General features: G+C 66.2%; 13 protein-coding genes. 6 read left to right on the forward strand and 7 right to left on the reverse strand.

Annotated features, from left to right (window positions below):
- Positions 1-28: 28 nt before the first annotated feature.
- The 3 genes from purH to rpe form a co-directional block, all read right to left on the reverse strand.
- Positions 29-1,621: a bifunctional phosphoribosylaminoimidazolecarboxamide formyltransferase/IMP cyclohydrolase gene (purH, locus tag ACXJ1Z_RS08495; RefSeq protein ID WP_463780991.1), complete on the reverse strand. Its 1,593-nt coding sequence runs from the start codon at positions 1,619-1,621 to the stop codon at positions 29-31.
- 104 nt (positions 1,622-1,725) lie between these two features.
- Positions 1,726-3,612 (reverse strand): heparinase II/III family protein, encoded by a 1,887-nt coding sequence (locus ACXJ1Z_RS08500; protein ID WP_463780993.1) that lies wholly within the window; start codon positions 3,610-3,612, stop codon positions 1,726-1,728.
- Positions 3,613-3,616: 4 nt separating this feature from the next.
- On the reverse strand, positions 3,617-4,279 hold the full coding sequence (rpe, locus tag ACXJ1Z_RS08505) for a ribulose-phosphate 3-epimerase (RefSeq protein ID WP_463780994.1): 663 nt from the start codon (positions 4,277-4,279) through the stop codon (positions 3,617-3,619).
- A gap of 282 nt (positions 4,280-4,561) precedes the next feature.
- On the opposite strand from rpe, the gene ACXJ1Z_RS08510 reads away from it, so the two are divergent.
- A complete protein-coding gene (locus tag ACXJ1Z_RS08510; RefSeq protein ID WP_463780995.1) occupies positions 4,562-5,071 on the forward strand; it encodes a DUF2141 domain-containing protein in 510 nt (169 codons plus the stop codon).
- Here ACXJ1Z_RS08510 and ACXJ1Z_RS08515 read toward each other — a convergent pair.
- The 3 genes from ACXJ1Z_RS08515 to ACXJ1Z_RS08525 are packed head-to-tail and all read right to left on the reverse strand — an operon-like array spanning position 5,037 to position 7,698.
- A complete protein-coding gene (locus ACXJ1Z_RS08515; protein ID WP_463780996.1) occupies positions 5,037-5,828 on the reverse strand; it encodes an NTP transferase domain-containing protein in 792 nt (263 codons plus the stop codon). The genes ACXJ1Z_RS08510 and ACXJ1Z_RS08515 overlap by 35 nt on opposite strands.
- Positions 5,825-6,733: a hypothetical protein gene (locus tag ACXJ1Z_RS08520; protein ID WP_463780997.1), complete on the reverse strand. Its 909-nt coding sequence runs from the start codon at positions 6,731-6,733 to the stop codon at positions 5,825-5,827. Before ACXJ1Z_RS08520 ends, ACXJ1Z_RS08515 begins: the two co-directional genes overlap by 4 nt.
- Positions 6,730-7,698, reverse strand: a complete 969-nt coding sequence (locus ACXJ1Z_RS08525; RefSeq protein WP_463780998.1) for a diacylglycerol kinase family protein — start codon at positions 7,696-7,698, stop codon at positions 6,730-6,732. Before ACXJ1Z_RS08525 ends, ACXJ1Z_RS08520 begins: the two co-directional genes overlap by 4 nt.
- A 249-nt stretch (positions 7,699-7,947) precedes the next feature.
- Between ACXJ1Z_RS08525 and ACXJ1Z_RS08530 the strand changes: the two genes are divergently transcribed.
- Genes ACXJ1Z_RS08530 through ACXJ1Z_RS08540 form a run of 3 tightly spaced genes read left to right on the forward strand, consistent with a single transcriptional unit; the run spans position 7,948 to position 10,647 of the window.
- Positions 7,948-9,090, forward strand: a complete 1,143-nt coding sequence (locus ACXJ1Z_RS08530; protein WP_463780999.1) for a CDP-alcohol phosphatidyltransferase family protein — start codon at positions 7,948-7,950, stop codon at positions 9,088-9,090.
- Positions 9,087-9,512 carry an HIT family protein gene (locus ACXJ1Z_RS08535; protein ID WP_463781000.1) on the forward strand — a complete coding sequence of 142 codons (426 nt, stop codon included), beginning with the start codon at positions 9,087-9,089 and terminating at the stop codon, positions 9,510-9,512. The genes ACXJ1Z_RS08530 and ACXJ1Z_RS08535 overlap by 4 nt, the downstream gene beginning before the upstream one ends.
- A 16-nt stretch (positions 9,513-9,528) precedes the next feature.
- Positions 9,529-10,647 carry a glycosyltransferase gene (locus tag ACXJ1Z_RS08540; RefSeq protein WP_463781001.1) on the forward strand — a complete coding sequence of 373 codons (1,119 nt, stop codon included), beginning with the start codon at positions 9,529-9,531 and terminating at the stop codon, positions 10,645-10,647.
- A gap of 21 nt (positions 10,648-10,668) precedes the next feature.
- On the opposite strand, the gene ACXJ1Z_RS08545 is transcribed toward ACXJ1Z_RS08540, so the two are convergent.
- Positions 10,669-11,412 (reverse strand): phosphocholine cytidylyltransferase family protein, encoded by a 744-nt coding sequence (locus tag ACXJ1Z_RS08545; RefSeq protein WP_463781002.1) that lies wholly within the window; start codon positions 11,410-11,412, stop codon positions 10,669-10,671.
- 98 nt (positions 11,413-11,510) lie between these two features.
- Here ACXJ1Z_RS08545 and ACXJ1Z_RS08550 point away from each other — a divergent pair, with 98 nt between their 5' ends.
- Entirely contained in the window at positions 11,511-12,902 is a 1,392-nt protein-coding gene (locus ACXJ1Z_RS08550; RefSeq protein ID WP_463781003.1) for a lipopolysaccharide biosynthesis protein, read from the forward strand.
- A gap of 19 nt (positions 12,903-12,921) precedes the next feature.
- Positions 12,922-14,160: a M20 metallopeptidase family protein gene (locus ACXJ1Z_RS08555; protein ID WP_463781004.1), complete on the forward strand. Its 1,239-nt coding sequence runs from the start codon at positions 12,922-12,924 to the stop codon at positions 14,158-14,160.
- The last annotated feature ends 2 nt before the right edge of the window (positions 14,161-14,162 follow it).

Raw genomic sequence — 14,162 nt, forward strand, 5'->3', positions numbered from 1 at the left:
CGGGGCCGACCCGGTGCCGGCGCCATGATCAGTGGCGGAAATGGCGCATTCCGGTGAACACCATCGCCAGACCCGCCTCGTCCGCAGCCTTGATTACCTCGTCGTCGCGAATCGAGCCACCTGGCTGAATCACGGCCGTCGCGCCAGCTTCCGCCGCGGCAAGCAAGCCGTCGGCGAACGGGAAGAAGGCGTCGGATGCGACCGCGCTTCCCGCCGTACGCGGCTGCGCCCAGCCATAGGTCTCGGCGGCTTCGGCTGCCTTCATCGCGGCAATCCGCGACGAGTCGCGCCGGTTCATCTGGCCGGCGCCGATCCCTGCGGTAATGCCATCCTTGGCATAGACGATGGCGTTCGACTTTACATGCCGTGCCACGGTCCAGGCGAACAGGCAGTCCTTGAGCTCCTGTTCGGTCGGCTCCCGCTTGGTTACGATCTTGAGGTCGGCCGGGCTGATCGCGCCGTTGTCACGATCCTGCACCAGAATGCCGCCCGCGATGATCGCCAGCGTCTGGCCGGCACGGCGCGGGTCGGGAAGGCCATCGGTCAGCAGCAGCCGCAGGTTCTTCTTGCGGGCGAACACCGCGCGGGCGGCATCGTCGGCACCGGGCGCGACGACGACTTCGGTGAAGATCTGGCAAATTGCCTCCGCCGTCGGCCCGTCGAGCGGGCGATTGGCGGCGACGATGCCGCCGAACGCCGAGACGCTGTCACACTGCAGCGCGCCTTGCCATGCCTCCAGCAGCGAATCGGCCTGTGCGACGCCACAAGGATTGGCATGCTTGACGATCACGATCGCGGGCGCCTGGTCGCGAAACTCGGCGACGAGTTCGAGCGCGGCGTTGGCATCGTTGTAGTTGTTGTACGACAGTTCCTTGCCCTGCACCTGCTCGGCCTGCGGCAGGCCGGTCGCATGCGGTCCTGCCGGCAGATAGAGCGCCGCGTCCTGATGCGGGTTTTCGCCATAGCGCAGCGTGCCTGCGAGCGTCCGCGTCATGCTGAGGCGCGCAGGGAACTTCTCCTGCTGATCGACGCGCGCGAACCATGCGCCGATCGCCGCATCGTAAGCGGCGGTCGCGGCAAAGGCCTGCGCGGCAAGGCGCTTGCGAAAGGCGAAATCCGTCGCGCCATCGTTCGCCTCGAGCTGGGCGAGCAGCGCCGGATAGTCGGCCGCATCCGTGACGATCGCGACATAGGCATGGTTCTTGGCCGCCGAGCGAACCATCGAAGGGCCACCGATATCGATGTTCTCGATGACCTCGTCGCGTTCGGCTCCCTTGGCGACGGTCGCCTCGAAGGGATAAAGGTTCACGATCACGAGGTCGATGGCGCCGATCGCATGCTCCGCCATGGCCGCGGCATGCTCGGGATTGTCGCGCACCGCCAGCAGGCCGCCATGCACCATCGGATGCAGGGTCTTCACGCGACCATCCATCATCTCGGGAAATCCGGTGATCTCCGACACGTCCTTCACGGCGAGGCCTGCCTCGCGCAGCGCCTTCGCCGTGCCGCCGGTCGAAATCAGTTCGACCCCGCGTGCCACGAGCGCCTGGCCCAGATCGGCAAGCCCGGTCTTGTCCGACACGGATAGCAGGGCGCGGCGGACAGGAACGAGCTGGGTCATGGTGGCAGGGGTTTCCGACAGGTTGCGTTGCGCGCGCTCCTAGGTCGGGTCGGCCCGCGGGGCAAGCTTCGGCGGTCGTGCGCAATCGCAAAGCGATCCGCGCGTCAGCCCATCTTCTTGAGCAGCCAGCTGAAATTGCCGCCGCCGCGAGAGACCAGCCCTTGCAGGACGAGCTGCTGCGTGCCGAGCGGGCGACCCTGGCCATCGACCCACAGGCTATCCTCCAGCACGATCTCGACGCCGGAAGCGCGAAACTGCCAGTAGCTGCCATCGGGAAGGGCGAGTCCGGCGCCCTGGTTGTCCTCGGACAGGGCCACCTCGATATCGGGGCCGAGGTGGAACCGGATCGCGAAGCCGACCTTGCCGCGCTTGGCCTTGCGTGCGGCCGGCAGCAGCATGTCCTCGCCGCGAAGCTCGGTGCCGTCGTCACGCAGGATCAGGATGCGCCGATGCGTCAGCCCGTAGCGACCGGCATAGCCATTGTGGCTGGCTTCGAGCCGCGTCGCCGATGCGCCACCCGCCTCGATGCTGCGCCGCTCGATATCGACTTGCGAGACGCCCACGCCGATCGCACCGTTGATCAGCACGGCCGTCGAGTTGGCATCGTCGAGCGTCAGCGTCGAGTGTGCGGCCGTCGCGCGCAGGCCTTGTTCGAGCCGTAGCGGGATAAGCCCGCCGGCCGCGGCCGCCCCGCCGCAGTTGACGATCAGCCGGTGCGCCCCGTGCGACAGCTCGAACGCCAGCGTCGAAGCGCAGCCGTTGCGCGCATGGCGGGGCATTGGTGGAGGCGCGGCGTCGAACTGCAGCACCGTCTTGTTGGCCAGCACGCGCTGATAGCCCCACTGGCGCACGTCGCGCAGCGGCCGGGTGCGCACGCTGCTGGCATCGACCAGCGCCGCGACCTCGTCGCCATCGACCGCCCAGCCGCCCTGCCAGTTGCCCAGCGCGCTGTCGGTATGGACCAATGCCAGCAATGGCGGGACAAGCAGATTGATCATGGCATCGACCGCCTTGGGCGGATCGCGCCGCGTCGCCCGGTAACAGGCGCGCAGCTTCACCAGCAGCGCGATCGCTTCCATCTGCGCGATCGGGCTGCGCGACAGCACGCCCCCATCCTCGCCGACGAGCTCGCCGAGCGCCTTGATCAGTCCCGCCTCGCCGAAGAGGCGCCGTGGCTTGCCGTCGGGCAGAAGCAATCCGGCAGCGACGATGGCGACCCAGCCGGACACTTCGGCAAGGCCGTCCTCGGCATGGCCGACGTGTCGATCGAGCCAGCGCGCCGTATCGTTCATCGCCCGCAGCGAGCGACTGCGCAGCGCTTTTTCACCCGACAGGATCAGCGGGGCATGGACCAGCCAATGAAGCAGCCGATTGCCGGTGTTGCCCACGCTCCAGGCCGGGCCCTTGCCGGGCTTGGCAGGTGGCTGGGCGTTGGCCTGCAGCCACGACGACAGGATGCGCTCGGCAACACCGGCGGCCTGGTTGCGCGGGGCACAGGCCTCGAGGTCGGCAAGCCAGCCGAAACCATGGACGACGCGTTCGAGCGGCGGCGTCGCTCGCGAAGTGCCGGCATAGTCGATCTGGGCGATCGGCGTCTTGGCGCCGTGGACCAGAAAATGTCCTGCGCGCAACGCGGTGCCCGATACTCGGTTGCCGGGCAGGGGGGCAGTGACGGTGGCAAGCAGCCGCAGCTTCGATTTGGCACCCAGCGGCGAGACCAGCATCGCGCCCGGTACCCCGAGGCGATAGGCCAGCCGGACGAGACGCTCGCCCGCCCCCACCTTGGGTGGCGTGAAGTCGGTCAGCGCCAGAGCCCGTCCGGGTTCGATCAGTTCGCCCGTGGCGACCGAGGGCTGGCGGATGTCGGCATAATCGAGCGCGTCGTCGTCCTGCAGCACGCCCTCCTCGGCTTGGATGTCAGACGGTATCGCCCGAGCTTCGCTGTGGTTCCGAAGAGCCTTGCGCGTTCTCGAGCGTACCTTTTGCGTCATCGCCTCATTCCAGACCCTTGAGGGTGCGGATATTGGCGGCATAACGGTCCGGCCCGCCGCGGAAGGTCGCGGTACCGGCCACCAGCACGTCGGCACCGGCGGCAACGCACGAAGCGGCGGTGGAGGCATCCACCCCTCCATCGACTTCAAGGTGGATGGGGCGTCCGGTCTTGTCGATCATCTTGCGCACCGCCTCGATCTTGCGAAGCTGGCTGGAGATGAAGCTCTGTCCACCAAAGCCGGGATTGACGCTCATGATCAGCACCAGGTCGATCTCGTCGATCAGATAATCGAGCATCTTGGCCGGCGTGCCCGGGTTCAGCGAAACGCCCGCCTTCTTGCCCAGCTGCTTGATCGCCTGGACGGTGCGGTGAATATGCGGCCCGGCTTCCGGATGCACGGTGATGATGTCCGCCCCGGCCTCGGCAAAGGCCTCGAGATAGCTGTCGATCGGCGAGATCATCAGATGCACGTCGAACGGCTTGGCCGTGTGCGGGCGCAGGGCCTTGACCACCGCAGGTCCGATGGTGATGTTCGGGACATAGTGTCCGTCCATCACGTCGACGTGGATCCAGTCCGCACCGGCGGCGTCGATCGCGCGCACCTCCTCACCCAGACGAGCGAAATCGGCGGACAGGATCGAAGGAGAAATAAGAGGGGATGACATCGCGCGAGCAGTCCTTTTGCGGCGGGTACAGCACCATATCTTGTGGCGGCAAGTTGTGTATGCCGGCTTTTCCACACGCGATGCGGTGTGAACGTGTTTTTACCACCTCATGCCAGGACTCCATCATGCTTCGATCGAAGCCCGGCATCCGGGCAATTCAGTCCCGATTAAGCGCGACCGGGGCATGGTAAACCATCGTCGTCGACCCCAAGAAGCGATCATGGCGGCGGCAACCCATCTTTTCCTAGAGATCGACATATGAACAACCACGAACCGGCTTTCATGACCTTCGCCATCCCTCGCGGCCAGCGATCCGCCATCGCCGCGCTGGCGCTGGGCCTGATGATGGTCGCCACCGTCACGCCGGCCATGGCAGAGTACAAGCAGGAACTGCACAACGACATGCGGCGCTGCACCGCCGGTTCGGGCCCGGCGATCCTGGTCACGGTGGATGGCGTCAAGAGCGCGTCGGGTAACGTACGCGTGCAGTCCTATCGGGGGACTTCCGAAGACTGGCTGCAAAAAGGCCGCTGGCTTGCGCGCGTGCAACTGCCGGCGCGTGCCGGTACGATGACCTTCTGCATGCCGGTGCCCTCGGCCGGCCGCTATGCGATCGCGGTGCGCCACGATGTCAACGGCAATGGCGAAACCGACATCAGCACCGATGGCGGCGCGATGTCGAACAACCCCAGCATCAACATCTTCAATCTGGGGCGGCCCAGCGTCGGCAAGACCGCTTTCGAGGTCGGTTCAAGCGTCAAGTCGATCCGGGTGCAGATGCGGTATCTTTAAGGGCCGATGCGGCGACAAGCGCGCGCACTTGCGCAAGATCGCCGGGCTTGTCGACGTCGACCGCGGCCAGCCCATCACGGGCGGCCACAGCGGTGGCGACGATGCCGATCCGCTGGCCAAGCCGCGCTATAGCCTCCGCCATCGTCAACCGGCCCAGCGCATAGCGCCATAACGTGCCCGCACCCAGTCGCGCGGCGATCCGCCACGGCCGCTTGCGATCGGCCTCGACCGCCGCCCAGGTGGTGATGGCCGCCTCGGCACGTGGACTGGCGAGCAGGAAGAGGTTGCAGCCAGACCAACCGCCATCCGCAAGCTTCAGGTAGGTCCGGCGACTGTCGGGCAACGCCGTCTCGACCGCGTGGCGGTGGGCTAGCAGGACCGAGACGTCGGCTTGCGCCGGCGTGTCGGCCACAAAGTCGCGGACCCACTCGGGGCGCAACAAGGCATGATCCGCAGTCGTCACCAGCAGCGGCGCCTGAAAGCGGGTGAAGGCGGCGCCGACGCTGGCGCTCGGCCCCGCACCGGTGGCCACTACGGTGCAGCCCAGCCTGCCGGCAAGCGCGACGACTTGCGGATGATCGGCGCTCACCGCGATCGTGTTTATCCCGCACGCCCGCAGCGCGCCGACGACGCGCGCGAGCATCGGTTCACCACCGACATCGACCAGCGCCTTGTGCGCGACTCCCTCGGCGATCGCGACGGGGTCGGTGGCGCCGGGCCGCGATCCGGCGAGAACCAGGGCGGTATGCACCTTCATCGGCCATGTCCTGCTCGCCGGCGTTTGGCGCGCCAAACCCGCCACAGCACGCCGGGCGCGGCGAGGACCGGATGGCGTTCCTGCCATGGCGAAAGGGGAACGGCGATGCCGGTATGTCGCTCGATCTTCCAGGCGGCATAGCGCGCCGCGCCTTCGAAGGTGGTCGATGCGCGCACCAGCCGGACAACGTTGTACGGCTTGCCCAGGCGGCGGCGGCGCGACCACCAGCGAAGCACCCGACGCCGTTGCCGATCGGGCATACCGGGCCGGATCAAGCCATCGGCCCCATGCTCGAACGAGATGCCATCCGCTTTCAGGGCCAGGGGCAGCAGTCCGTCGAAATGCTCGCGATTGACCGCCAGGATCGTATCCTCGCGCCCGCCACGCTCTACGCGGAACTCCGCCGCGTATGTCGCGCGGAACAGCGCCCGCCAGTAACCATCGGCGGTATCTTCGTCCGGCCCCAGGGCGACGGCCAGCCGGGCCGCGGTGCGCGCTGCATGGGCGATGGCGCGCGCGATCGCCGCCGCCTGGGCGTCGTCGCGCTGCCAGGCCAGTGCCGAGGGTTGCACGAAGCGCGCCCAAATGGTGGTGTCGAGCAGTCGGCCGGCGGCGGCGGCGGCGAATGTCGCCAGCGTCATCGTCGCCACCTTGGCCCGCAATGTCGTGCCCCCGACCAACCATTCGTGATAGCTGACGCGCGGCCAGATCCCGCTTTGCACCGGGCCCGAGGTGAGCAGGTAGAAATCGAGTACGCCATCGAGCGAGCCTGTTCGCAAGTTCGAACCGTAGAACAGAACCCCAAGGGCATTATCGCTGACGAGCAGCCTGGCGCAGGTTCGCACCGGCTCTTCGACCGGACGTGCGAGCGCGTCGGCAATGCGACGCTCAAGATCGTCGCTCATGGTACGACGAAGGTGAGCTGCGGGCCTTCCTCAAGCACGTACCGGCCGGCGGGAAACGCCTCGCCATCGAGAATGAACGCGCCGCCAAGATCGATGTCGATCGGCCCGCTTGCCACCCGGTGCGCGCCCGCACGCTGCATGAAGCGTGGCAGGAAGCCCAGCAGCATGACCGGCAGCAGCATCAGCATCCAGCGCACCGGCGCATCCATCACCGCCAGCTTAAGTCCCGGCGGCACGTTGCTGCCGAACAGCCGCAGTCCCAGCGGAAATTTCTCGAACGTGGTGGCGACCGCGATGAAGCGGGTATCGCGTGCACCCGGCCCGCGCCGAGGAAGTTCGCGTCCGCTGTCACGATCACGCAGCCGCATGCGGGTGCCGACGCGCCATGGATTGCCGGCACGGCCGAAGATCGTCTGGATGATGCTCCAGGCGATGATGAGACCAACCGCGAAGCTGTTGAACACACCGGCACGATGCGCACCCTGGCCAACTTCGGTGCCCAGCGTAAAAGCGCCTGCACCCAGGAAGAAGCCGAGCGCACTACCCTCCTGGCCTTCGGCGCTGATCTGCATGGGCCTGCGCTGGACGATGCCGCCGCTGCGTGCGGCGACAAGCGCCTCGGCCAGGCTCCAACGGTTGGGCAGGCCCAGGTCGACCGCGAGCGCGTTGGTCTTTCCCTTGGGCAGGACGATCAATTCCGGCCAGGTGTCGCCAAAGATGTCCGCACCGCAGGTTAGGACATCACGCACGGTACCGTCGCCGCCGTCGATCACCAGATAGTCGATCCCGCGACTGGCGAAATCCCGCAGGCTTGTGCGCAAGGCGGTGCGGCTCTTGGGCGTCTCGGTCAGGATATTGGAGCAATCCGCCAACTCCGGATCGAGCCCCTTGTTGCGATGGCTTCGCGGATTGCGCACGATGCCGACCAGCGGAACGGCGCGTCCGCGCGGCACGTAGCGGATCATGGACGCATCAGCCGTGCGCCCTGGACGCCCGAAGCGAGGCAGGCCTTCGATTTCGTAGATTGTTCCGTTCACAATCACCCGTACTTAGGAGCGTCGGCGGCTGAAATCATCTGAAATTCACCGAATACTGTGATCGTGCGGCGGGGCGTCGCGCTGCCGGGCCCGACGGAGTGAGAAGCCATGGTGCCGGATCACGCGCGCTCGCGGCGGCGATTGCCTGCATCCCGACAGTCGATTAGGAGCCACCCCATGGCGCGCACCGAACCCACTTTCGCAACGATCGGCGACAATCCAACGCCGATCTGGGGCCTGAGTTCGGCCGAGCGGGTGCGCCGCATCGCGCTTGCCGCGAAGCTTTCGCCGCGCGAGCGCGGAGCCGGGCCGGTATTGCTGACCAACGCCACCTTCGCCTTCGATCCGGCATGGCTGCGACACGTCGCGGCCAACCCCGGCATGATCCTGACGGCCGGTGGCGTGCCCGTACTCGCCCATGTGCGAAACGGCGACGATGCCAGCGTGATCGAAGCGGCGATGACCGGCGGGATCGTGCCCGGCCTCGATGGCTCATATGAAGTGCTGGCGTTGGAAGACGGGCCGACGATCGAGAACAAGCAGCTGCGTAAGCGCGAGACGCCGTTCGTGATTCCGCTGCGGCCCGACACCGTGCGCAGCATCGAGCGGGCAAGCTATTTCGGCGCCTACAAGGGCGTAACCGACGTGCTGACCAAGTACCTGTGGCCCGAATGGGCGCTGGTGCTCACCCGCATCAGCGCGCATCTTGGCCTGACGCCGAACATGGTGACGACGATCGGCGCAGTGCTTTGCGTGCTGGCGACCTGGTGTTTCGCCGAGGGGCGCTATTGGCTGGGCATGCTGCTTGGTCTTGGGTTCATGGTGCTCGATACCGTGGACGGCAAGCTGGCGCGCTGTACGATAACCTCGTCAGCGTGGGGCAACGTGTTCGATCATGGCATGGATCTGGTGCATCCGCCCTTTTGGTGGTGGTTCTGGGCGACCGGCCTGGTGCATTGGGGCCTCGCGTACGATACCGCCACGTTCTGGTGGGTGCAGGCTGTGATCCAGGGAGGGTACTGGGTGCAGCGCCTGATCGAAGGGGTGTTCATGCGCCAGAACGAGATGATGCACATCCACGTCTGGCGGCGGTTAGACAGCCGTTTCCGCCTGATTACCGCGCGTCGCAATCCCAACATGGTGATCCTGTTCGTCTCGATGGTTTTCGGCCGACCGGATCTTGGCCTGATCGCGGTCGCTTGGTGGACCGGGATTGCTTGCCTTGTCCATGCGGTGCGGCTGGTGCAGGCGTGGATCGTGCGTAGTCGTGGGGGCAAGATCACCAGCTGGCTCTCCGAAGAAGGAGCGCTTTTGCGATGAACGAGACGATCCTCAAGTTCGGCTATCCCGATACCCTGGTCGCCGACTTCGACCATTGGCTGGTGCTGCTGCGGCCGGCGCAGCCGACGCTGGGTAGCCTGGTTCTGGCGGCGAAGTCGGACGCGACTGCATTCGGCGACTTGCCGGTCGAGGCGCATGCCGAACTCAAGCAGGTCACGGCCTCCATCGAGCGGGTGCTCCGCGGCTTCGTCGATTACGCGAAGCTCAATTACCTCATGCTGATGATGGTGGATCCCTACGTCCACTTCCATGTCATCCCCCGCTACGAGGGAGAGCGAACCTGGGGCGGGCGGGTCTTTGTCGATACCGGCTGGCCCAAGCTGCCCGAACTGGGTTCCGCCGTGACGATCGAGGCCGAACAGATTGCGGCGCTTGCCGGGCAATTGTCCGCGCGCTTCTAGAAGCGCGCAACGTCCAGTGCCGACGCTCGCCATATTCCTGCACCAGCTCGACGCCACAGGGGTCGCGCGCAATGCGATCGCAATCGCCAGGCACATGAACGCGGCCGGCTGGCGTACGGTTATCGTGACCGTTCGCGCCGGTGGTGACATGGCTGCCGCACTCGACGGGATAGAGCATCGCGTGCTGGGTGCGATGCACCTGCCGCGGAAGATGGAGCTACGCCTTTCTATACCACGCTTGCGCCGAACGCTTAAGCACATGGCTCCCGACGTGGTGCTGTCTGCCGGCAACCACGCGCATTTTGCGATGCTCATGGCCACCCGCGGTTCGTTGCGGCAGCGGTGCGTCTATCGGTTCAGCAACGATCTGGCGCACACGGGCGGCGGAATACGGGCCCTGGTCAGCCGGCGGCGCAACGTCGCTCGGATGGTCGCGCGAAAAGCCGCGCGGCTGGTGCTGGTATCGGACAACCTGGCCCTCGATCCGATCCTTGCGGCCCATGTCACAAGCGGCAAGGCGATGGTGATCGCCAATGGCGTCGATGTCACGCAAGTCAGGATGCGCGCACTGGAGCCTGCAGCGCACCCCTGGACGGGCGAGGACGTGCCTATCGTACTCGGCGTGGGGCGGCTGGTGCGGCAAAAGAACTTCGGTGTGCTGATTGAGGCTTTTGCCCGGGCGCGCGGCGAGACACCGATGCGGCTGATCATCCTGGGCACCGGAAAGCCGCAAGTCCATGGCGCGCTGCAGTCGCAGGCGACCGCGCTCGGAATTGCCGATGATGTCAGCTTCGCGGGGCAGGTCGCCAATCCCTATCCGTACTTTCAGGCCGCGGCGGTGATGGCGATCCCCTCGTTGTGGGAAGGTTCGCCCAACGTGCTGCTCGAAGCACTTGCGATCGGCACTCCGGTCGTCGTGTCGCGAACCGCGGGCAATGCGGCGGCTATTCTCGATGAAGGACGCTATGGCATCCTTGCCGATCCCAGAGATCCTGTCGCCTTCGCGCGCGGCATTATCGACCAGCTCGACGCTTCTACCCGCGTCAGTCCCGGCGGCAGAGCGTATGCATTCGATCGCGCTGCCGCATTGGCTGGCTATCAGACGCTGTTCGAGGAAATGCTCGAAGACGCCTGATCAGGCGGCGATCCTCTGGCTTCAGCCTGCTTTGGCCCAACTGTCGGTGAGTGCGGTGGCAATCTCGATATCGTTCAGAAAATCGACCTCTGCCCATTCCTCACCCTCGATCGAAACGGTTCCGACCTTGCCGGTCGGCGCGATACTGTCGATCACCTTCAGATACCAATGCTGCACGCCTTCCGGAGTGCGCATGGCCTTGCGCACGGTCTCGCGAAACAGCGCTACGCCCTCGCCACGAAACGCCAGGAAGCCGATCGACTCGGAATTGGATTGCGCGGCGGTCAGGGTCTTGCCGATGTGGATCAGTCGCTCGCCATCGCGTTCCACCTTCATGTCGTCGCTGTCATAGGCGGGCTTCACGTCGACGGTGACCGCGATCGGCCAGTCGCGGTCCTGCAGGACGGTGCGCACGATCGCCTCGGAGACCAGCGTGTCGCCGTTCAGGATAACGAAGTCGCCCTGCATCTGCTCGCGAACGATCCAGCAGGAGCCCAGGTTGTCGGCCACTTTGAAGAACGGATTGAAGCGAGAGGTGATCGTCACGCGCGGGTCGTCGATCCGGGCGATGACGTCGTCCACCATGTCGGTCATGAACCCGGTGACGACGTCGATATGCTTCACGCCGCCGCGCGCGAGCATCTCGACCTGCCACTCCAGCAGCGTACGGCCTGAAAACTCGATCAGGCATTTGGGCCGCTCGGCGGTGAGCGGAAGCATGCGCGAGCCTTGGCCGGCGCTCAGGAGAATGGCGTGTTCGATCATCCGCGTCTCCTAAATGCGGCAGGCCCGGAGCGAAAGGGTTAAGCGCGGAAACGCACGCCAACTTGCCTTCCCCAGGCGAAAGGCGCAAAGGCGCCCGAATGCCTGCCGATAGCGCCAAGCCTACCACCCCGATCGCGCGCATCCTAGCCAACACAGCCTGGTTGATGGGCGGCAAGGGCTTCGGTGCGCTTTGCAGCATCGTTTACCTGGCGATCCTGACACGGACCTTGGGCCTCAAAGGTTTCGGGCACTTTTCGCTGATCTTCAGTACCGCACAGGCGCTGATCGCGATCGCGGGGTTCCAGACGTGGCGGGTGGTGGTGCGCTATGGCGCCTCGCACATTCACGACAAGAACTGGGCGGCGTTCGGCCGGCTGGGCATGTTCGCCGGGCTGCTCGACGCGGCTGGCGCGGCGTGTGGTTGCGTGCTGGCGGCGATCGTGTTCTTCGGATTCGCGCATCTGCTCGATCTCAACACGAACTACATCGGCATCGGCTTCGCATTCTGCTGCGCGCAGTTGTGGGCGCTGGTTTCGGCACCAACCGGCATGGTACGCGCGCTCAACAAGTTCCAGATGGCCGTCTATGTCGAGGCTGTCGTACCCGTCGGACGGCTGATTGGAGCGGTCACCGTGTGGCTGACCGTTCCCAGCGTGGAGAATTTCCTGCTGGTCTGGGCAGCGGTCGATCTGATCGAAGCGGCTTGCTACTGGGCGATGGCGAAGCGGCTGGCGCCCGAATCCGTGCGTCTGTCATTTCTCAAGGAGACCCGGCTGGCGTTGCAGGAAAACCCCGGCCTGTGGCGCTTCTTCCTGGTGACGTTCGCCGGCTCAAGCATCGATGCGCTGACGAAGAACGGCCCGCTACTGATCGTCGGCGGCATCGTCGGCACGCGCGCGGCGGGTCTCTATCGTCTGGCGAGCCAGCTCAGCCAGGCGCTTAGCAAGTTCTCGACGATGCTGACCCGCGCGGTCTATGCCGAGATCTCGCGGATGCGGGTCGCCTCCAGCTTGCGCGAATTCCAAAGGCTGGCAATCCAGACCAGCCTGATCGCGGGTGCTGGTGGTGTGGTCGTGGTGCTGATCGCGCTGATCGCCGGGCGCTCGCTGCTGGGCCTGATCGGTGGCGAGGCGTTCGAAGGCGGTGCGGCGATCCTGGTGCCGCTGGCGATCGCGGCCAGCTTCGATCTGGCCAGCGTGGCTTTCGAGCCGGTGCTGCACTCGACCGGCAAGGCGCAGCTTTCGCTCACCGCGCGGCTGATCGCGCTGGGCGTGCTGGGCATCGGCATGGTGCTGTTCATCCGCATCGGCCCCAGCGGCGCGGCCTGGGCGGTGACCCTCGAAGCGGCGGCACTCTATTTCACCATGGGCGTCATGGCGATTTACACGTTGCGCCGGATGCGCGGCGACGAGTCGCTGGAGCCGGCGGCGCAGTCGATCGCGCACGATCATCCTGAAGCGCCGGCGAAAGCGGCCTCGACAGCGCTCTAGTCACGCGTATCATGGCGGCATGACCACAGCTCTTGTCGCCGACGCGGTCGGCATCGCGGATCGCCTCACGGCGCTGCGCCGCGCGATCCATGCCGAACCCGAACTTGGCCTGCATACGCCCAGGACGCGTGACAAGATCCGTGCGGCCCTGGCGCACCTGCCGCTCGAATGGCGCGAGGGGCCGTCGACCACGGGACTGGTCGCGACGTTGCGGGGCGGGGCGTTTGCTTCCGGCGATGACGCCCGCTCGGTGCTGCTGCGCGGCGACATGGATGCGCTGCCGATGCCCGAGGAGACCGGGCTGGACTTTGCCTCGACCATTCCGGGCCGGATGCACGCGTGCGGTCACGATGCCCACGTCGCCATGCTGGCCGGTGCCGCCGAGCTGCTTTGCGCGCGGGCCGATTCGCTCGCGGGCGAGGTCCGTTTCATGTTCCAGCCGGGCGAGGAGGGCTATCACGGCGCCCGGTTCATGCTCGACGACGGGCTGCTGGGTGCCAAGGACGGGGAGGGCGCGGATGGCGTGAAGCTGCCCGATGCCGCATTCGCGCTGCATGTCATGCCTAACGCGCCGCATGGCCTGATCGGCGGGCGGACCGGAGCCTTGCTGGCGTCCGCCGACCAGCTCGGCATCGTCGTCACCGGACGCGGCGGCCATGCCTCGATGCCGCACGGGACGCTCGATCCGATGCCGGTCGCCTGCGAGATCGTGATGGCGCTGCAGGCGATGGTCACGCGCAAGTTCAGCGTGTTCGACCCGGTCGTGGTGACGATCACCAAGATCGAAGGCGGCACCGCGCACAATGTGATTCCCAACACCGCCCAACTCACCGGCACGATGCGCTCGCTGTCGCCGCGCAACCGCGCGCGGCTGCGCGAGGAAGTGCAGCAGCTTGCGGCCGGGATCGCCGGGGCGCACGGCCTTACCGCCGAAGTGACGATCCAGGAGGGCTTTCCTGTCACCGTCTGCGACGAGGCTGCGGTAGCCTTCGGCGAAACGGTGGCCCAGGGCCTGTTCGGGGCCGAGGGATTCCAGCGCCTGCCCGACCCCATCATGGGCGCGGAGGACTTCGCCTATGTGCTCGAGAAAGTGCCCGGCGCGATGTTCTTCCTGGGTGTCAGCCACGAAGGTGACGACTGGCAGCATTGTTGCGGCATCCATTCGACCCGGATGCAAGTCGACGAAACCACGATGCCGCTGGGGGCGGCGTTCCTGGCCGGGCTGGCGGTGCGGTTTCTCGACGAAGGCTTCGCCTGACG

The sequence above is a fragment of the Novosphingobium sp. TK46 genome, from assembly GCF_055361525.1.